This is a genomic window from Bacillus sp. ISL-41, from assembly GCF_018613235.1.
In the GTDB taxonomy this organism is placed as follows: domain Bacteria; phylum Bacillota; class Bacilli; order Bacillales; family Cytobacillaceae; genus Mesobacillus.
In genome coordinates, this window is sequence record NZ_JAGGQP010000034.1 from 134,780 (window position 1) to 152,025 (window position 17,246).

Here is a 17,246-nt window from a genome sequence, read left to right on the forward strand (position 1 = left end):
AATTAAACTTTTTTTGACAAATATTATATTCATAATGAAATCTGGGAGGTTTTTTTATGGATTATCAAAATAACATGGAATTTGAAATTCGTAATGGCTTTTTGCCCAATATGTATAACTCAGACAGATTAAAGATTTTAGAGGTTTCCAACAGCAGCGTAATCATCAAAATGAACAACGCGGAGAATCGAAGTGTTTTTCCGGTGGATAACTTTGAATATTGGGTCAAACGCGGGCTATTGGTGAATTCAAATGAAAAGAGACGGACGTCCTAATAGAAAAACAGCGGCACAGTTCAATATCAGCCGCTGTTTTCTTTAGTGATGCTATTCATGAAAACAAACCCTGACGCCATCATCGCCAGTTTAAACGTTGAATAGGATCCTACAATCAAATCCGGTACCGGATAAGAGATCGGAATGAACCAGAAGAACGAAAAATAGATCAGCGGCAGGGTTATGAAAATATTTTTATACCAGCTGAATTTCCATCTTCCATCCTTTTGGTATTCCTTCATAATTCCCGCGATTCCGAGATAAACACCCAAAGGAAAATATAATATAACAGCAAGGATGCTCCAAGGATAGAGCCTAAACGTCTCCCTTCCAATATTCTCAAAGCTTTGCTGAAGGTTACCAATAACAATCAGCAAAATGATGAAACCTGCCGTATACATTAAATATTTTATTACTTTGATTTATTCTCCCTCCTTAAAGAATTAATCCACTGAAACCTAGTAAGCTCTGGATAAAGTTTATAAGTTTCCCTAAAATCATCTTTCCGCTTCATTTCTTCCTTCTTTGTATTCCATATATATTCTAATGTTAAATAATTCATTTCCATATCGTTCGCCTCCCTTGTTCTTAATTTAAGAATAAGGGAATTTAATAATGGAAACATTCACCATCAGATTGATTCTTCCTACATCTTTTGGCGGAATCAGTTTAAGACCATTAAATACCTTTCTTCATTTGCGCTTCGTACTCTTTGGAGGTCCTCACTTCTACGGTCAAGGACCCTTTTCCCACTATTGCTTTCAGCAATAGTGGCACGCCTGTTGTGTTCTCGAACCTGAAATCTTTGCCTCCATAGGAAACCGTTGCGTCCCTTCCTTCTGGGACATAGCCTACAGATAAGGAATGATGATGTTTTTCAACATATCCAACACCAAGTACATCAACTGCATTAAATAAAGTGGACGAAGTCTGGCAGATGCCTCCTCCTATCCCCATGACCAGCTTTTTGTTCACTATTTCTTCAGCAGGCTGATAGCCATGGGCTTCATCGCTTGGCCCGACAGTCGTATTAAATGAAAACACATCCCCAATGCCCAAGATAACATTATTAATAGCCTCAGCTGACAGCTCAATATTCTTCGTCCTCCCTGCAACGGAAGCGTTAAAATAGGTGGAGTATTTTCCGACAACCACCTCGCCTAGCTGGGCAGCATCACTGAGTTGGTAACCACTCGCCGTTACATAAAGTGGCAGCTCCACATTTCCCCCTATTTCTGAAGCATTGATGACCTTTTCAACCAGCTCCGCTTCTTCCAAAACAATTAAAGGACTCCCTTTAATCACCTGGCCATTCGGACCAAGCTTATCCGGAATCATCCTTTGGTCGTATCCAGGAGTGGTCACCGTCCCGCGAGCCAATTCTCGAGCCCATTTTTCCAGTTCCTCTTTATACTTTGCATCGTCATTTCCATAACCCATATCCGCCGGTGTAAGTGATCGAATCACTTCTTGGGTGTCAGGCTCGATCACATTCACTACAATTGGTTGAGCATCTTCTTCTTCTTCAACAGGCTCATTTACTTCCTCTGCATTTTCTGTTTCTTGCTCACCCTCCTGTTCAATCACCTTATTCTCTTTCTCAGCTTTTTTTGCAGTAGGTTCCGAACACCCAGCTAATCCAATAAATACCGCAACAATCAACAGCCAAATAATCCTCAATTTTCTCCCCATGTTACCCCCATCATTCTTCTATATATTAAAAACCAGCATTCCATTATATTCAGGGATACTTTTCCATATTTCCGCAAGTTCTCTAAAAAATAAAATAAATACCTAAGGCTTCACTTTTCAAGGAAAAAAAGTTAAAATTCAAATAAACCAATATGAAAGGTCGGAATTAAAATGTCTACCGAAATTCGCACAATTCCTCGGCCCCTGGTTAGAACAAATCAGTGGTTCATAGTCATAAGTGTAATTAGCACCTGGTTAACAGGTTTAGAATGGATTTTGGCTCTACCGCTTCTCGCTGGGATTTCAGGGCTGTTATTCGGATATAATCCAGTAATGAGAATAGCGAGCAGCTTCCTTGGAAAGAAAAAATCGGATTATATCCCGGAGGAATGGGATCAACAGCAGTTCAATCAAAAAATCGCTGTTGTCTGCTTAGCTGGCGGACTCATTGCCTATGCCAATGGTCTAACGTTGTTAGGGAATATATTTACTATAATGGTAGCATTAGCCGCATTTATAGCAATCCTCGGATTTTGCATAGGCTGCTTCATTCGTTTTCAATGGTCTAAATACAAACCCAAAAAACATACAGTTAACTCTTAAGAGAGACCTTCCATTAGGTCTCTTCTTTGTTTTGATTCCCCAACAAAAAAAGCGAGATTCCTTTTGGAACCTCACTCATATTAAATAACTTCTGCCAAATTAGCGTTAAAACGACGTTTTTGGATAAATATCAGTCTTAATGATAAGGATATACCAGCTGCGAGCAATCCGATTGTCAGTCCTACCCAATATCCCGAAGCTCCCAGTCCGGTATTATGGGCCAGCAGGTAGCCAACCGGAAGGCAGATGAGCCAGTATGCGATCAAGGTGATGATAAAGGATATATTCACGTCTTTATAGCCGCGCAATGCTGCGAGCGCAGTGGCCTGGATTGCGTCAGATATCATGAAAAACAAGGCATAAATCAAAAATTGGCCAGTTAAGGCGATCACGGCAGGTTCATTCGAATAAAATCCAGCTACCTCATATCGGAAAAGCACCACTAGCAGTCCCGCTCCAACCGCAATAATAGCTCCAAGATAAATCCCCATCCAGCTATAGACTTTTGCATCATGATAACGGCCAGCCCCGACTTCAAATCCGACCAGAACCGTTTGCGCCATCGATATACTCATTGGAATCATGTATAAAAAGGAAACGATATTCAGAGCTGACTGATAGGCGGCAATAGTAGTGATATTGAATTTACTGATCAAAATGGTGACGACGGCAAACATGCTAGTTTCAAAGAAGATCGATAATCCCATCGGGACACCGATACTCAGGATCTCCTTCACTTTCGCACCGGAAAACTCCTTGAAGTATTCCAGCCCGACAAAATCCGAGAAGGGCTTTTGCTTGATAATGACAACAGCAGTCATTCCCGCGATTACATAATAGGTAATCGACGTTGCATAACCAGCTCCGGCTCCACCTAATTCAGGAAAACCCCAGTGACCGAAAATCAAGACATAGTTTAAGAAGAAATTGATTGGCAGGGACATCAACAATATATACATGACCACTCTTGTTTTTCCGAGCGCATAAATGAATGACCTTAATACATTAAAAATAAATAAAGGGATAATGCCAAAGCTTAATCCGGCCAGATAGCGAAAGGCCGTGTCGTGCACACCTTCTGGAAGATTCATCGCTGTTAAGATAGGATTCAGCAGAAAAACACCCAAAACGATAACAAGTACTGCAATTATTAATGCCAAATAAATACCATGAGTGAGAATTGAAGATACTTCTTTTCCCTTCTTTTCACCAAACCGCTGGGCGGCAATCGGCGAAACCGCAAGAAGAATTCCACTGAGTCCGGTGAAGACCGGGCTCCAAATCGATGACCCAATGGCCACACCTGCAAGGTCTGTAGAATTATATTTTCCTGACATGATCGTATTGAAAAAGACCATAGAAAACATTCCTAATTGAGTGATCAAGATTGGGATCAACATGACAAAAATCTGTTTAATTTTCTCTTTTGTCGAATAAGTCTGGTACATCTGTGTACTCCTTGAATATATTAATTATATAATTATAACAAAATATCTTGGCTTAAACGGAAGTTTTTTCGTATCACTAAATATTATCATTATTTTAAAAATTGGAAATACCCCCCTAATTATTTCCTTCAAAATCCTTGATACAATAGAAGTATATCGAGGAGTGAATCAACATGAAAATCATAAAAATTCTACTGCTATCGTCCCTGCTTGCCGTCCTGTCATTTTCTGCGTGGATTTACTATCCCCAATACCAAATCAATAAAATCAAACAGGAAAATGCACCAACAGTTGAGAATACCAATAAGCTTACCTATATAGATTATTACAAAACAATTCCAGGCAGTACCATCAATCATCTAGCTCTCGGGGACTCCATCATTCGCGGCTACAATATTCCAGAGGAAGAAAATTTCGTCAGTCAGTTTTCCAGCCAGCTTGAAGTAGAAACTGGGAAACAAGTCATTTCGAATAACGTTGGTGTGATTGGGATAACAAGCGATAGGTTGAACCAGTACGTTCAGGATGGGTTGTATGACGAAGCGATCAAAGAGGCCGACCTTATAACTGTTAACGTTGGCGGAAATGATATTCTTAAATTGGTAAAAAAGAGCGATATTTACAGCGCTTTAAAATCATTTGACAGTCTGCAAAAAGATTTTTCACAAAACCTTGCTGAAATTACTACGAAAATTGGTGAACTGAATCCTTCAGCGACAATCGTACTGCTAGAGCTGTATAACCCGATGCCAGCCGACCACCAATTCTATTCCCTGGCAGATAAGCTTCTTCCAAAATGGAATTTAATGATTTATGAAGCAGCAAAAGGGACTTCGTCATCGATAGTGGTACAAACGACGAATGTCATCAACAGCGATAATTTGGAATATTTGTCTAGTGATGGAGTGCATCCGAACTTTTCTGGAAATACAGCCATATCTACTCAGATTCTTCAGCAGTTCCAACAACAGCATAAAGCGGATGCCGTCCTGGCAAACCGCCAAAATTAAGCTGGGCCCTGTGCCTGGCTTTTATTTATTTTTGCTGATCCTCCTGGAATTGTTCATTTAATAAAGGGTTTTCTGTTGTGGCAAAATTGACGGATTGCAGACTGGTTTCTTCATCGAGTCCAAATAATTTGGCTACTTCACTCTCGTAGGCCTTGCCTTCTGTATCTTTTTTCATTTACGTTCACCTCCGTTCAAGTATTTTATCTAAGAACGATATTCCGCCTGATAGGAGTTGCGCCCGGAATGTACCGACAACAGTGTGTCTGCATACCCCACCAGCACATTAACAATTTCTTCTGCCAGTCCATAAACAAGCTGATAAATTCCTTCCTCATGAAGATCAGGATCATCAAAAATGACTGTTGTATTGATAAATATTTCCTTATTGCCGTATAGATTGTAATGGATTATCGCCTTCCCCGCAGCTCCCCCGCTAACCGGATCCTTAAAACCTGGGATAAATACATACCATTCTTCTGCTGAGGCAGAACGAAAATTCTTGGTGAACCTCATCCCGGTGATTTCTCTAGAGAGGTTTGAGTTTTCTATAGAAACAATCTTGTTTTGGTCGTTCATTGTTTCACCACTTATTTTAGCTTATTTCTTACTTAAGTCATTACGGTCTGCTGCTATTGGTGGCTGTTCAAGCCAGCCTTCATCGATCATGATATTAGCCCCATCCTCAGCAAATAATAAAACTTCTGCATTTAACCGGGCGTATATCGCTGCAATATCCTTCCTTTGACTGGCCGCAACAGACATTCCGTAGTTGCCGCTGCCGGAAAAATTCATAAGACTAAAATGGAACATCAGCAATTTATCCGAAAAAGGAGGTTCCTGTGATTTGGTAACTTCATGATCCCAAGTCATTGGTACTGGAAGATTTTCGTCACGAAGATACCCAGAAAATATTTTGATGTGTTTTTCAGAAATCTCTTTCCCTCTCAGTAAATATTTTCTAACCTGCTTGGACTGCGCTATCTGACTAAAACCGATGGAAAGTGCTTCTCCTAATTTATTTGTTTGTATATTCGCGTACAGATGAGTTACCTCCATCGCGGTCAAAGGTCGTTTATCACCCATAAAGCCTGATAAAAAGGAATCTTTCTGAATGAATTCATTTTTATCAGGATAAGGGATATATGCGGGCCGGACTGCTATCCCTTTCTGCTGTAATAATTTTGTCGTCTCATTGTTCAACTCAATTGTTGACTGTAAACATTTAGTATAAAAAGATAAAACATCACTTCTGAATACATGGGGCTGAATGAAACCATAAATAGCCAGGCCCCCTCTAGCCATTGCTTAATGTAACTTAAGTAGAATGCATCTGAAAATAACCTTGGTGCATGCTTATTTACATCCTGTTCGGTAAAACCTATGGGAACAGGAATATTTTCCTTTATAAATATTTCTTTGATATCTTCTACATGTTGTACTGCTATGTCAAATGCATGCTCCACCACTATTTTAATCTCTGGATCAACCACTGTTTCAAGGAAATGCCCAAAAACACATATAGACATTGTATCTCCAAGATAATTTTGATGAAGTGCTGCCAATTCGGCAGATGTCAATTGGATGTTTTCGTGTTTCGCCACTTCTTTCAAACCCTTCTGTGTATTTAAGGATAGAATCCCCCTTAACAACGAAATTATAATGGTATAACTCCACCGGTTATGGTCTGCATTAACAGTTTTTTTACCTGATATTCGTTGCAAACTAGTTCATTATCAGCTGCAATCTTTACCCCATTTCATGCAACAACTTCTTTTAACCAGTAGGACTGTATTATTCACACGCAAATAGAGAGCCAGCACCTTATCGAACTGGTGCTGGCTCTCTAGTTGCCATGATTATAAAAACCAAACCTTCACAATCTTCTCGCCCTCAATTTCATATATGGCCACCGCTTTTTTTGGTTCGGAGTTTTCCCTGCCTGTCACGAGTTCATGGTCAACAACCCTGTTGCCATGTACAATTCTGGCCAATAATTCCGCATGATTATTGGGATGGTCTGTAAAAAGTTTGCCATATCTGGTTCGCATTTCATCAATACCTCGAGTAGTCACCTTATCACCAGGAAACTCGAAAATCACTACATCATCACTATAAACAGATAAAAATTGTTCTAAATCTTGTTTGTTATAAGCGTCAAGCTGCTTTTGCGCGAGCATTTCTGAGATTTTTCCCATCGATGTTCTCCCTATCAATTAAAATTTGTATACTTTTTATTATACAAAACCCCCTGGTATCCAGGGGGAAGTAATTAATTATTGACTAATTTATGAGAAGTATTTTTGGTAGGAGCTTTTTTGCCAATTGTGTCCTCCGCCTGTGTTGCGCGTTTGATAAAGAAAGCAAGCACCAACGCAATCGCTGATAAGAATACAGTGACAAAAAATGCGTCATTGATTCCGTGCAGCATCGCTTGCATCGCAATCTGCTGCTCCATTTCGGCTTGTACAGCTGGGGTAACAGCTTTGCCTGCTGCTGCAGCTTCTTTTAGTGCTGAGGCTGCTAATTCTTTTCCATAGGATTCTGCACGCATTGACATTACCGTAACCAACAAGGCTGTTCCAATTGCACCGGATACCTGCTGCAGCGTATTGTTCATTGCTGTGCCGTGTGGATAATAACGAGCTGGCAGCTGATTTAGTCCATTTGTGTTAACAGGCATATTAACCATCGACATGCCGAACATTCGGACCGTATAAAGGATGATCAGCTGAGTATAAGTTGTTTCCATTGAAAGCTTGCTGAAATAGTAGCTCGTCACAAGCGTAATGATCAGACCAATGACAGCCATAGCACGGCCGCCAAACTTATCAAATAATTTTCCAGTAATCGGAGACATTATGGCCATGGCAATCGCACCTGGCAACAGCATTAAGCCCGCATCCAATGGTGAAATTCCACGTATTGTCTGCACGTAAATTGGCAGAAGCAGCATTCCAGAGAACATTGCCATTGTCACGATCATCGAAATCACTGAAGATAAAGCAAACATTGGATACTTATAAATCCTGAAATTCAACATCGGATTATCTTGGCGTAACTGACGAAGTATAAAGGTAATAAGTGAAACTGCGCCTATCGCTAAAGTTAGATATACATGTGGACTGTCCCATCCCTTCGAACCGGCAGAGCTGAAACCGTACAGGAGTCCGCCAAATCCTACACTCGATAGTGATAAAGAAATGATGTCCAAACGCATACGCACTCTCTCTTTTTTATCTTTTAACAGGAAGAATCCGAGTAACAAGACCGTGGCAGCGATTGGTGTTACAAAATGGAACAACATCCTCCAATCGTAATGCTCGATCAGCCAGCCTGAAAGTGTTGGACCAATAGCGGGTGCGAACATAAGCACCAAACCGAATACTCCCATTGCGGTCCCGCGTTTTTCAATCGGGAAACTTATAAGCATGACATTCATCAACAGCGGCATCATGATCGCTGTACCAGAAGCCTGGATCATCCGCCCTCCCAATAATATCGGAAATATATGCGCAGCTCCTGATAGGATCGTACCCAATGTGAATAAACCCATTGCGGTCAAAAATAAATTCCTTACCGAATACTTTTGGATCAAATACGCACTAAGAGGAATCATGATTCCACTGACGAGCATGAACCCGGTTGTCAGCCATTGGACTGTCGTTGCTTCTACCTCAAGGTCAGTCATGATCGAAGGCAAAGCAATATTAAGCAATGTATTATTTAAAAATGCGATAAAAGCCCCAACAATTAATACCGCCAATATTCCATAGGGCGGTTTGTCAGGTGTTTTCATATTTTGTTCCATTCTATATCCCCCTAAAATTGTTCACAAATTTGTAAACAATGTAATTGCATAGACATTAGCATATACCAACGGTACAATTTTTGCAACGTTTTTAAATTACCTTAACAAAGGGGTTTGTAAAGATTGAAAATTTAATGTAGTATATTTTTTATACAATCGGTACAAAAGGTCGGGGTGATGAAATGAACGACAGAAAACGGCATGTTATTGAAAAAGCACATCAGCTATTCATAGAAAAAGGATTCCAGGCTACCTCTATTCAGGATATCCTCGATTACAGCGGAATATCAAAAGGAACCTTCTATAATTATTTCTCATCCAAGAATCAATTACTTATGGATATTTTTAAAACTGCCTTCAGAAAGATGGAGATTGATCGCAATGGATTGCTGCTTGGCCAGGATCCTGGAGACGCGGAAATCTTTATTAGCCAAATTGAATTTCAGATGAATGCAAACCGTGAAAACAAGATTGTCCCGCTATTTGAAGAAGTATTTTTTTCCGGAGATAAAGAACTCAAGCAATTTATTGAAGTTGGACAAATGAAAATATTTCGCTGGTTTTCAGATCGGCTTGGAGACATAACGGATGAAATTTGTCAGCCATACCTTCTCGATGCGGCCATTATGCTTAATGGAATCCTGCTTCAGAATATCAGATTTCATCGTAAAGCTCACGGAGAAGCAGCTAGTTTACGCCCGGTTGTCCAGTATAGTGTAAACCGAATTTTGAATATGCTTGAAGAGCTCGCGCTATCCGGGGACCAATTGTTGCCCCCCGAAATTATTGATAACTGGCTTCCGGTATATGCAACCGAGTCCCTTGATTGGAGGATGAAAGTTCAATCAGTCGTATCCCGCCTGAAAAAGCTGGACTGCAATAATAGTGATTCTCTAAGAAAGCTGGATTTCATCGAGGAAGAAATCCTTCGTTCATCTTCTCCAAGAAAATTCCTGATTGACAGTGTTCTGTTATCAATGAACACGGTCGATAAAAGTGAACTTGATGAATTACAATCGCTGTTAGACGAAAATCTGCTTGAGAAGGCATAAAAAACGGGGAGAAAACAGTTTAATTGTTTCCTCCCCGTTTTTTTATTTTAATGTGAAGATTATGCTGGCGGTGGTCTATTTGTTTTGCTTATATGTAACCGGAATTTGGTTTTTTCTCGCTGTATTGGTACATGTACGATATCAATGTAAGCAAAAGTTCCTTGCATTTTTCATTTAAGTCAAATTAGCACTTTTATTATTAAAGCAATGTTTATTGGCCGTTTTCACAACTTTATTGGCGATAATATCTTTTTATTGGCGAAATGCACCTCTTTATTTTTTCAGCGATTTTTACCAGTTAACATGAGATTTGAATACTTTCTAAGTGATTTTAATTTGCAGTTTCATATATTGTTGAACAGCAACCCTATTCTCTCCCGCTGCTCAAAATCATTCTTCCGTTTTCAGCCCACCTAAATAATATTCTACAAGTTCAGGATATTCTTCAAGATCGGCCTTTCCTTGCTCAGTTATGACATAAATACCTCTCTCCATTCGTTCAAACCATTTGTAATAGTTTTTCTGAAGAATCAAGGGCGTCTTATCCCCAGTTCCGAGAGCAACGAGCGCTTTCGGAGACATTTGTCCGAGTTTTTCAAGGTAACAGGCGATTTGAATGCAATTTTCTTTGTAGGCAGTCATGATCTTGGTTTTGTTGCTGCCGCCGATATTATAGTCAGCGCTTCTTCCCTCTATTTCTTTAATCAAGGCTGCTTTCTTCCTGGTGTTCTTGCTGGTCATGCGCTTATATGGTTCCGGGTGAACCTTGAACTCAATCTTCTTCCGATTACCAGCTAACGATACAATAATCAGGCCCAGTTCAAGCCTTCTCACTAACTGGGTAATATCGTTCCAGCGTTTCCTTGATATCCTCTTGGGTTTTGGAATCGCGATATATACGAGGTCTGTCAGGCGCTGTCTTCTCGTTGCCTGAAGCAAAAGGTCAATATTCAGGTTCAGTTTTAATTCGACGATTATGAGTTCCTCATCCTTAACAGCCGTTAAATCGCAATCGATTACCTCGCCATTGACTCGGTAGCCTTGTTTTGAAAAATGCTTTTGGATTGGCTCATATAAATCGGCTTCATATAGTTTCGTCATGTGTCAAACCCTTCTGTCATTCCTTCGATTATTTCCTATCATTATAGCAAACTTTTTCAATGATTTAAGTCATTTAGACAAGCCAGCTACATATAATGTTTACGGATTATGCAGTGGAGGATAAACAAATGAGGGTATTATTGCTGTTATTATTGACTCTTCTTCTTGGAATGATGATTTTCCTGAAGTTTGAAATGGACGAAGCGCGACAAGTTTCCAATGAGCTTGAAACAGTGTATTTTACTGAAGAATATACTATCAATAAGGTTGACAGTTCTGGATATTATGGGGAAAGCGCAGATGGTAAAAGCATTTATTTTAACAAAGAAAAAGTGGCAGCATACCAAAAAATAAAAAATGGTGATGCTGTTATTCTGTATTTTGACAAAAGCGGACGGATTGATGGACCAGTGAAAATCGAGAAAATAGACTAGGGAGCCAGCGTTTTGCAGGCTCCCTGCAATTTTCACCGAATTGCTTTTCTTTGCTCAAGTTTTTCGGCGATTGCTTCGGTTAGCTCCTGGCCGCTTTTCGGAAGTGAATTCTTCATTACAGCATTCATTACTGGTGCAAGTGCACCTTCTGCTGTCATTTGTAGATAACCAGTCATCTTTGTCCGGTTTTGGCCAAGGCTTTCTGCGTTAAAATAACCATTTCCAGTTAGGTTTTCATTAATTCCCTTCAATTCAAAAGTCACTCTAGTTGGTTCAATCCACTCCCTGATCGTAACCTGTAAGCTGATTTTCTTTTTCAATACACCGACCGTTTCCTTAAAGGTCCAGTTAGACTGCTTTTCATTCAGCTTCTCATGGCTAATATACCCAGGCAATAAAGGTGCCCAGTTGTCCATGTCTTTCACGAAATCCCAGACCTGTTCGATCGGCACATCAATAATGATATCGTGCTTTCCTTCTGGCATGCTCTCTCCTCCTTTGATGAATATCCTTTAAGAGATATATGTTTTTCAAACGGATTTATACTTTGTCCCCCTGCGAATCACTTATATACAATTGCAGTTTTCGCTGAGATGGAGGCCGCCTGAAATCAATCACATACAGCACCCCATTCGTATTTACCCTAGTAAAAATAAAAACACACCTTATTGGGTGTGTTTAAAATCTCAACTCAAATCCATTGACGAAGTATTCAATTGTTTCCAGTTCTTCCTCTGCAAGGTCTCTGTTAACCTTTTTTCTATAGTCCTCAATCATCAATTTAGAATCTCCGCGATGCTTTTCAGTTAAATCAGCGATAGATCTTAGGAGATTCGCTTCCTGATTGAATTCTTCTTTAGAATGTATCCCTGAATGTGACAGTATATAGGTGTCAGCATCAAAGACTTCAATTTTACAGAGCAAGTCTCTTATTCCCTCTCTTGAGTAGTTATCTTGAACAGAAAAGATATCCGGATAAATGCTGTCAGCCAGGAACAGTATCTTTTCCTCTTTGACATAAATGACGACCGAATCTTCAGCATGGTCACCACCAACATGCTTGATGATACAAGTAATTCCGCCAAGATCAATCTCCATTTCATCTTCAAAGGTCATCACTGGCAGGGTTATTGTAATATTCCGATTATCGGGATATTCTTGTTTTATAGCATTCGCGCAAAATTCTATTTCTGTTCCTTCTTCTACCCTTTGATCTATTGCCTCATTAGACCAGGATAAATGGCGCAGCTTATCAATTTCCTTCCTCGTTTTCCCGGAAGAAATGGATATAGTATTACCAAGCGCAGACAGTCCGAATATATGGTCCCAATGCCAATGTGTCAAAACCACATAAGAGGGCACATCTACACCCTGCTCTTTAACCATATCCATGAAAAGAGTGGCGTGCGCTTCAGAGTTTCCGGCGTCAATCATCAGTGTTTTTTCTTTGCCTGCAACCATACCGAGGATCGGCCTGTCTGTCTCAGAAACAGGCGTCATATACCAAAAACGCTCGCCTATTCTTTCGATTGTTTGCATTAAATTCACCTATTTTCCAATGGCTTTCGTCCAGAAGGCCTTTAATTTTTCTTGATACTCTTGTTCAGCGATAGTATATGCCTCCGTATGGCCCGCGCCTTGGACAATCCAAAGCTCTTTATCACTGTTTGCTTTTTCAAAAATACGTTTTCCCATTTCAGTCGGGACTAATGCATCCTTATCCCCGTGAATGATGAGTAATGGAAGTTTATTATTCGAGACACTGTCAATAGCAGAGGCTTCGGCAAATGTGTAGCCTGCCCTTATTTTGGTGATCACACTGGTAACCTGCATAACCGGGAATGCAGGAAGATTATACATGTATTTCAATTGGTGGCTTAGTTCTTCGAGCACCGTCGTATAGCCACTGTCAGCAATGATTCCCTTCACCTGCTCAGGCAGTTTTTCCCCGCTCGCCATCAGGACAGTCGCAGCTCCCATGGAAAATCCGTGAAGGAAAATTTCATCAGCCCCAGCTTCTTCAGCCAAGAATTCTGACCACCGTACATAATCCTTGCGATCATGCCAGCCATAACCTATATAGTCCCCTTCGCTAAGGCCGTGCCCCCTAGCATCAGGCTTAAGAATATCATACCCCTGCTCATAATAAAACTTCGTGATTCCTGGCATTTGTTCACTGTTCCCTTTATAACCATGAGCCAGAATCACAGCTTTCCCAGAGGGCTGATCATTTTTTAATAAACGAGCCTTCAGCCTTAATCCATCTACTGATTTTATTTCGACCACTTCAAATTTTTGTTTCTTTGTCCAGGCTGTAATTTCCTCCAGCTTCTTCTGCTCCTCTTCTTCACTTAACAGTTTGGCTGCTGTGACACTTTCCCCGCCACCATGGAGTTCCACAGATTCCTGGCTCCGGTTTATGGCGACATTATAAAAGTAATTCCCAGCAGCAGTCAGTCCGATGAAGATTGCCAGGATGGTTCCGCTTGCTATCCATATGATCTTTTTCCTCACAATTCAAAATCCCCTTTATCCAATTTAGATGCAAATAACATCTTTGTATTAAAAATATTTTACCAGAAAGATAGTCTAAAAAGACCAGGCATGGAAAAAAAGTAAAAGTTAGTCTGTATTATATGTTGGGTATAAGTAAATAAAACCGATAGGAGGCTGATCGAAATGGAAATTGAGAAAAAGCATATCCTTAAATCATACAAAAATGAAAAAGAAGCAATAGAATCAATAGAGAAGATAAAAGATGAAAAAGATCATCCTGTCAACAGTTCCATTTCAGGCTATAATGTCGAAAAGAAGTTGACCAAAGAATATCCAACGAATGCCTTCAGTCCAGGCGAGCTGGATTTGGGTGAACCCGCTTTTGAAGATTACAAGGATGACCCAACAGAAAATCCCGCATTAGAAACTGATAAAAACAAGGATATAGATCGTCCATTGCCTGAACGAGCAATGAACAATCGCGTAAGATGATACAAGGTGCACGGATTATCCCCGTGCACCTTGCTTATTTTTAATGACCAACTGCTAAATCGGCTTTAGGATTTTAACAACAATCTATACGAAAACAGCCTTTGTTTAAAAACGATGATAACTTTCCTCTGTACAACCAGCTATCTCAAAATCTACTAGTTTATTTCCCTACATAACTTTAATTCACCTAAACTCTATGGTTTATTCATTAATATTTGTTAACTTAAATATTTTTAAGTTGACATAAAATATTCAAAAAGTTTATTCTGAATTTATATTACAGAAAAGGAGAGCAATTTACATGAAGTTTAAAGCACTTGATTTAACTCTAGCATCCATGTTCGTGGGCCTAATGGCTATTGGGGCGAACATTACCTCGTTTGTGCCGTTTATGGTAGTTGGCGGGGTACCGATTACACTCCAAACCTTTTTTGCCATTCTGGCAGGGATTATCCTTGGCAGTCGGCTGGGAGCAATTTCAATGACTGTATACGCACTAGTAGGATTAGTGGGTGTACCGGTGTTTGCCAAGTTCGGCGCTGGCGTGTCTACCTTCATCAGCCCAACATTCGGATTTATCCTTTCATTTATCCTAACAGCCTATGTTGCAGGTAAAGTTGTTGAAAAGAACCGTACTTTATCAGCGTTTATCATTGCATCATTAATTGGTCTTGTTATCAATTATGTATTCGGAACGAACTGGATGTACTTTGCTTATAAATTCTGGGCCGCTGCACCAGAAGGCTTTACTTATAAAATGGCCTGGCTATGGATGGTTGTCCCTCTTCCAAAAGACATTATCCTTGCTGTATTCGCCGGAATGATGGGGCATAGACTAGAAAAATCTGTTTTGTCTAAGGGCAGCTTCAAACACTTAAGAAAAGCAGCTTAAAGGGGGATTAATCAATGGGATACTGGAAGGAGTTAGCGCAGGGCGTACTTGATGGGAACGAGCTGTCAGATGCAGACGCTTTAAGTATACTTGAATGTCCCGACAAGGATCTGCTCGAACTGCTACAGGCAGCATACACGATACGCCATCACTATTATGAAAATCTGGTTAAGCTAAATATGATTATCAATACAAAATCGGGAATGTGTCCGGAAAATTGCGGTTACTGTGCGCAATCGAGTGTCTCCGATGCCCCTATTGAAAAGTATCGAATGATGGATAAGGACACGATCCTAAAGGGTGCAGAACAAGCGTTTAACCTGAATGCTGGCACTTATTGCATCGTTGCCAGCGGAAGAGGACCAAGTGAAAAGGAAATTGATACTGTTACTTCGGCAGTGGAGGAAATCAAAGCAAAATATGGCATTAAAGTTTGCGCCTGTCTTGGAATTCTTAAACCTTCACAAGCAGAAAGGCTCAAGTCTGCTGGTGTAGACCGATACAACCATAACCTTAATACTTCCTCTAACCATCATGAGGCCATCACGACATCACATACATACGAAGATCGGGTCAATACTGTAGAGCTTGTTAAAAGTTCGGGGATTTCACCATGCTCCGGAGTAATTATAGGAATGAAAGAAACAAAGCAAGATGTGGTCGATATGGCCAGGAGCCTGAAGGCACTAGATGCCGATTCAATTCCAGTCAATTTCCTCCACGCGATTGACGGCACCCCTCTTGAAGGAACCGATGAACTGAATCCTAGATATTGTCTAAAAGTCCTTTGCCTGATGCGATTCATCAACCCAACAAAAGAAATCAGGATCTCCGGCGGCAGAGAGGTTAATTTACGAAGCCTGCAGCCTCTCGGTCTTTACCCTGCCAACTCCATCTTTGTTGGAGACTATCTAACAACAGCAGGACAAGAAACGACTGCTGATCATAAAATGCTCGAAGATTTGGGATTTGAAATTGAATTTACGAAAGAAGAGATTACTGTTAATTAGCTTCAAAAACAAGAACGCCTGGATTTTACCCAGGCGTTCTTGTTCTTTTTCAAATACTTTATATTAAAATTTGAAACTAAAACAATTGTTTCTCATAACAATTGCATTCGTGGACTCGTTTAAATTTATTCTTAACCAACTCCCTGTTCTCTCCAACATAATGTGAAAATGTTTGAACAGGATATAAGCCAGGAATTTCAGATTTGATCGTTCCACTTAATTCTTCACCATCGATAAATACTTGAAAATATGATTCTGCTTTTACAAACATGTTATTCTCATACCACTTATTTACCCAATCATCATCCCTTGTCCATGCTTCAATCCGGTTCAAACCAAGATCTTTAGATATTCTTTCAGCTTTCACAAGGAGACTCCTGCCAATTCCCCTTCGACGAAAATCAGGATGGACTGCTATATGCCACAACATTCCGCCAAGTCCCTTCCCTCTGGAACATACTGTTCGCTCTTCTGTTTCATATTCAATATCCAATAAACCTACAACTTTGTTATCAATCACTGCTACTAACTCAATTGATGGATTGTCATATCTTTCTTTTTTCTTTAAAACGTTATCAAAATATGCTGTATCTAAAAAAGAAAGTATTCTACAACGAACCCAACCAATTTCATCTTCACTCATATAATTTCTAATTTCCATATATTGTTGCTCCTTAGATCCATATTATTTTGTAAGGAAGGAATACCAAAACATAAATAAAGACCTCCGTATTTTACGAAGGTCTTGTCATGAAAATCATATTTTGTTACTTATACATCATATGAGGGGAAATAAACCATCGTATAGGTTTGCATTATAATTTTAACAGCTATCATTTTAATCCCCTCCTTCATTTCCTTAAATTTCCTTACAATAATATGATACAAAAGAACAAGGAAAAAGGAAAGTGAATTTTTTGAGTTCAGTTCTGA

The 17,246-nt window shown here is 39.9% G+C and carries 23 protein-coding genes; 8 read left to right on the plus strand and 15 right to left on the minus strand.

Annotated elements, in window-relative coordinates:
* The first annotated feature begins 56 nt into the window (after nucleotides 1-56).
* A complete protein-coding gene (locus J7I80_RS18300) occupies nucleotides 57-275 on the plus strand; it encodes a hypothetical protein (RefSeq protein ID WP_214740175.1) in 219 nt (72 codons plus the stop codon).
* Nucleotides 276-301: 26 nt separating this feature from the next.
* Here J7I80_RS18300 and J7I80_RS18305 read toward each other — a convergent pair whose 3' ends face one another.
* The 3 genes from J7I80_RS18305 to J7I80_RS18315 form a co-directional block, all read right to left on the minus strand.
* Nucleotides 302-652: a hypothetical protein gene (locus J7I80_RS18305; protein WP_214740177.1), complete on the minus strand. Its 351-nt coding sequence runs from the start codon at nucleotides 650-652 to the stop codon at nucleotides 302-304.
* A 35-nt stretch (nucleotides 653-687) separates the two neighbouring features.
* Nucleotides 688-843 carry a hypothetical protein gene (locus J7I80_RS18310; protein WP_214740179.1) on the minus strand — a complete coding sequence of 52 codons (156 nt, stop codon included), beginning with the start codon at nucleotides 841-843 and terminating at the stop codon, nucleotides 688-690.
* 110 nt (nucleotides 844-953) lie between these two features.
* Complete coding sequence (locus J7I80_RS18315; protein ID WP_214740181.1) at nucleotides 954-1,967, minus strand: VanW family protein; 1,014 nt, start codon at nucleotides 1,965-1,967, stop codon at nucleotides 954-956.
* Between the two features lie 171 nt (nucleotides 1,968-2,138).
* Here J7I80_RS18315 and J7I80_RS18320 point away from each other — a divergent pair, with 171 nt between their 5' ends.
* Nucleotides 2,139-2,570 (plus strand): DUF4395 domain-containing protein, encoded by a 432-nt coding sequence (locus J7I80_RS18320; protein ID WP_214740183.1) that lies wholly within the window; start codon nucleotides 2,139-2,141, stop codon nucleotides 2,568-2,570.
* 80 nt (nucleotides 2,571-2,650) lie between these two features.
* Here J7I80_RS18320 and J7I80_RS18325 read toward each other — a convergent pair whose 3' ends face one another.
* On the minus strand, nucleotides 2,651-4,018 hold the full coding sequence (locus tag J7I80_RS18325) for an MATE family efflux transporter (protein ID WP_214740185.1): 1,368 nt from the start codon (nucleotides 4,016-4,018) through the stop codon (nucleotides 2,651-2,653).
* Nucleotides 4,019-4,191: 173 nt separating this feature from the next.
* Between J7I80_RS18325 and J7I80_RS18330 the strand changes: the two genes are divergently transcribed.
* Nucleotides 4,192-5,028 carry a GDSL-type esterase/lipase family protein gene (locus J7I80_RS18330; RefSeq protein WP_214740187.1) on the plus strand — a complete coding sequence of 279 codons (837 nt, stop codon included), beginning with the start codon at nucleotides 4,192-4,194 and terminating at the stop codon, nucleotides 5,026-5,028.
* Nucleotides 5,029-5,053: 25 nt separating this feature from the next.
* Here J7I80_RS18330 and J7I80_RS18335 read toward each other — a convergent pair whose 3' ends face one another.
* The 6 genes from J7I80_RS18335 to J7I80_RS18355 form a co-directional block, all read right to left on the minus strand.
* Complete coding sequence (locus J7I80_RS18335; RefSeq protein WP_214740189.1) at nucleotides 5,054-5,203, minus strand: hypothetical protein; 150 nt, start codon at nucleotides 5,201-5,203, stop codon at nucleotides 5,054-5,056.
* 29 nt (nucleotides 5,204-5,232) lie between these two features.
* Nucleotides 5,233-5,604, minus strand: coding sequence for a hypothetical protein (locus J7I80_RS18340; RefSeq protein ID WP_214740191.1), 372 nt, complete (start codon nucleotides 5,602-5,604; stop codon nucleotides 5,233-5,235).
* A gap of 21 nt (nucleotides 5,605-5,625) precedes the next feature.
* Nucleotides 5,626-6,330, minus strand: a complete 705-nt coding sequence (locus tag J7I80_RS23370) for a DUF3231 family protein (RefSeq protein ID WP_353050137.1) — start codon at nucleotides 6,328-6,330, stop codon at nucleotides 5,626-5,628.
* Entirely contained in the window at nucleotides 6,225-6,629 is a 405-nt protein-coding gene (locus J7I80_RS23685) for a DUF3231 family protein (protein WP_353050138.1), read from the minus strand. The genes J7I80_RS23370 and J7I80_RS23685 overlap by 106 nt, the downstream gene beginning before the upstream one ends.
* A 255-nt stretch (nucleotides 6,630-6,884) precedes the next feature.
* Nucleotides 6,885-7,223: a nuclear transport factor 2 family protein gene (locus tag J7I80_RS18350; RefSeq protein ID WP_214740193.1), complete on the minus strand. Its 339-nt coding sequence runs from the start codon at nucleotides 7,221-7,223 to the stop codon at nucleotides 6,885-6,887.
* A 74-nt stretch (nucleotides 7,224-7,297) separates the two neighbouring features.
* Complete coding sequence (locus J7I80_RS18355; RefSeq protein WP_214740194.1) at nucleotides 7,298-8,836, minus strand: DHA2 family efflux MFS transporter permease subunit; 1,539 nt, start codon at nucleotides 8,834-8,836, stop codon at nucleotides 7,298-7,300.
* Between the two features lie 182 nt (nucleotides 8,837-9,018).
* On the opposite strand from J7I80_RS18355, the gene J7I80_RS18360 reads away from it, so the two are divergent.
* Nucleotides 9,019-9,888 carry a TetR/AcrR family transcriptional regulator gene (locus tag J7I80_RS18360; RefSeq protein WP_214740196.1) on the plus strand — a complete coding sequence of 290 codons (870 nt, stop codon included), beginning with the start codon at nucleotides 9,019-9,021 and terminating at the stop codon, nucleotides 9,886-9,888.
* A 390-nt stretch (nucleotides 9,889-10,278) separates the two neighbouring features.
* Here J7I80_RS18360 and J7I80_RS18365 read toward each other — a convergent pair whose 3' ends face one another.
* Nucleotides 10,279-10,989, minus strand: a complete 711-nt coding sequence (locus J7I80_RS18365) for a DUF2161 domain-containing phosphodiesterase (protein WP_214740198.1) — start codon at nucleotides 10,987-10,989, stop codon at nucleotides 10,279-10,281.
* A gap of 128 nt (nucleotides 10,990-11,117) precedes the next feature.
* Here J7I80_RS18365 and J7I80_RS18370 point away from each other — a divergent pair, with 128 nt between their 5' ends.
* Complete coding sequence (locus J7I80_RS18370; protein ID WP_214740200.1) at nucleotides 11,118-11,423, plus strand: hypothetical protein; 306 nt, start codon at nucleotides 11,118-11,120, stop codon at nucleotides 11,421-11,423.
* A gap of 32 nt (nucleotides 11,424-11,455) precedes the next feature.
* Here the strand turns inward: J7I80_RS18370 and J7I80_RS18375 are convergent, their stop codons facing one another.
* From J7I80_RS18375 to J7I80_RS18385, 3 genes are all read right to left on the minus strand, one after another.
* Entirely contained in the window at nucleotides 11,456-11,908 is a 453-nt protein-coding gene (locus J7I80_RS18375; RefSeq protein ID WP_214740202.1) for an SRPBCC family protein, read from the minus strand.
* A gap of 193 nt (nucleotides 11,909-12,101) precedes the next feature.
* Nucleotides 12,102-12,962, minus strand: coding sequence for an MBL fold metallo-hydrolase (locus tag J7I80_RS18380; RefSeq protein WP_214740204.1), 861 nt, complete (start codon nucleotides 12,960-12,962; stop codon nucleotides 12,102-12,104).
* Nucleotides 12,963-12,971: 9 nt separating this feature from the next.
* Nucleotides 12,972-13,937, minus strand: coding sequence for an alpha/beta hydrolase (locus tag J7I80_RS18385; RefSeq protein ID WP_214740206.1), 966 nt, complete (start codon nucleotides 13,935-13,937; stop codon nucleotides 12,972-12,974).
* A 165-nt stretch (nucleotides 13,938-14,102) separates the two neighbouring features.
* On the opposite strand from J7I80_RS18385, the gene J7I80_RS18390 reads away from it, so the two are divergent.
* The 3 genes from J7I80_RS18390 (at nucleotide 14,103) to bioB (ending at nucleotide 16,313) form a co-directional block, all read left to right on the plus strand.
* Complete coding sequence (locus J7I80_RS18390; protein WP_214740208.1) at nucleotides 14,103-14,411, plus strand: hypothetical protein; 309 nt, start codon at nucleotides 14,103-14,105, stop codon at nucleotides 14,409-14,411.
* Between the two features lie 301 nt (nucleotides 14,412-14,712).
* Complete coding sequence (locus J7I80_RS18395; protein ID WP_214740210.1) at nucleotides 14,713-15,303, plus strand: biotin transporter BioY; 591 nt, start codon at nucleotides 14,713-14,715, stop codon at nucleotides 15,301-15,303.
* A 14-nt stretch (nucleotides 15,304-15,317) separates the two neighbouring features.
* Nucleotides 15,318-16,313, plus strand: coding sequence for a biotin synthase BioB (bioB, locus tag J7I80_RS18400; protein WP_214740212.1), 996 nt, complete (start codon nucleotides 15,318-15,320; stop codon nucleotides 16,311-16,313).
* Between the two features lie 76 nt (nucleotides 16,314-16,389).
* On the opposite strand, the gene J7I80_RS18405 is transcribed toward bioB, so the two are convergent.
* On the minus strand, nucleotides 16,390-16,974 hold the full coding sequence (locus J7I80_RS18405; protein WP_214740213.1) for a GNAT family N-acetyltransferase: 585 nt from the start codon (nucleotides 16,972-16,974) through the stop codon (nucleotides 16,390-16,392).
* Nucleotides 16,975-17,246 lie beyond the last annotated feature (272 nt).

Bases quoted from the DNA above. Each gene is read 5' to 3' on its own strand.
- J7I80_RS18360 (WP_214740196.1), top strand. From the start codon at position 9,019: ATGAACGACAGAAAACGGCATGTTATTGAAAAAGCACATCAGCTATTC.
- J7I80_RS18330 (WP_214740187.1), top strand. From the start codon at position 4,192: ATGAAAATCATAAAAATTCTACTGCTATCGTCCCTGCTTGCCGTCCTG.
- J7I80_RS18405 (WP_214740213.1), bottom strand. From the start codon at position 16,974: ATGGAAATTAGAAATTATATGAGTGAAGATGAAATTGGTTGGGTTCGT.
- J7I80_RS18325 (WP_214740185.1), bottom strand. From the start codon at position 4,018: ATGTACCAGACTTATTCGACAAAAGAGAAAATTAAACAGATTTTTGTC.
- J7I80_RS18340 (WP_214740191.1), bottom strand. From the start codon at position 5,604: ATGAACGACCAAAACAAGATTGTTTCTATAGAAAACTCAAACCTCTCT.
- J7I80_RS18300 (WP_214740175.1), top strand. From the start codon at position 57: ATGGATTATCAAAATAACATGGAATTTGAAATTCGTAATGGCTTTTTG.
- J7I80_RS18380 (WP_214740204.1), bottom strand. From the start codon at position 12,962: ATGCAAACAATCGAAAGAATAGGCGAGCGTTTTTGGTATATGACGCCT.
- bioB (WP_214740212.1), top strand. From the start codon at position 15,318: ATGGGATACTGGAAGGAGTTAGCGCAGGGCGTACTTGATGGGAACGAG.
- J7I80_RS18365 (WP_214740198.1), bottom strand. From the start codon at position 10,989: ATGACGAAACTATATGAAGCCGATTTATATGAGCCAATCCAAAAGCAT.
- J7I80_RS18390 (WP_214740208.1), top strand. From the start codon at position 14,103: ATGGAAATTGAGAAAAAGCATATCCTTAAATCATACAAAAATGAAAAA.
- J7I80_RS18375 (WP_214740202.1), bottom strand. From the start codon at position 11,908: ATGCCAGAAGGAAAGCACGATATCATTATTGATGTGCCGATCGAACAG.
- J7I80_RS23370 (WP_353050137.1), bottom strand. From the start codon at position 6,330: ATGGCTAGAGGGGGCCTGGCTATTTATGGTTTCATTCAGCCCCATGTA.
- J7I80_RS18310 (WP_214740179.1), bottom strand. From the start codon at position 843: ATGGAAATGAATTATTTAACATTAGAATATATATGGAATACAAAGAAG.
- J7I80_RS18395 (WP_214740210.1), top strand. From the start codon at position 14,713: ATGAAGTTTAAAGCACTTGATTTAACTCTAGCATCCATGTTCGTGGGC.
- J7I80_RS18315 (WP_214740181.1), bottom strand. From the start codon at position 1,967: ATGGGGAGAAAATTGAGGATTATTTGGCTGTTGATTGTTGCGGTATTT.
- J7I80_RS18370 (WP_214740200.1), top strand. From the start codon at position 11,118: ATGAGGGTATTATTGCTGTTATTATTGACTCTTCTTCTTGGAATGATG.
- J7I80_RS18320 (WP_214740183.1), top strand. From the start codon at position 2,139: ATGTCTACCGAAATTCGCACAATTCCTCGGCCCCTGGTTAGAACAAAT.
- J7I80_RS18350 (WP_214740193.1), bottom strand. From the start codon at position 7,223: ATGGGAAAAATCTCAGAAATGCTCGCGCAAAAGCAGCTTGACGCTTAT.
- J7I80_RS18335 (WP_214740189.1), bottom strand. From the start codon at position 5,203: ATGAAAAAAGATACAGAAGGCAAGGCCTACGAGAGTGAAGTAGCCAAA.
- J7I80_RS18355 (WP_214740194.1), bottom strand. From the start codon at position 8,836: ATGGAACAAAATATGAAAACACCTGACAAACCGCCCTATGGAATATTG.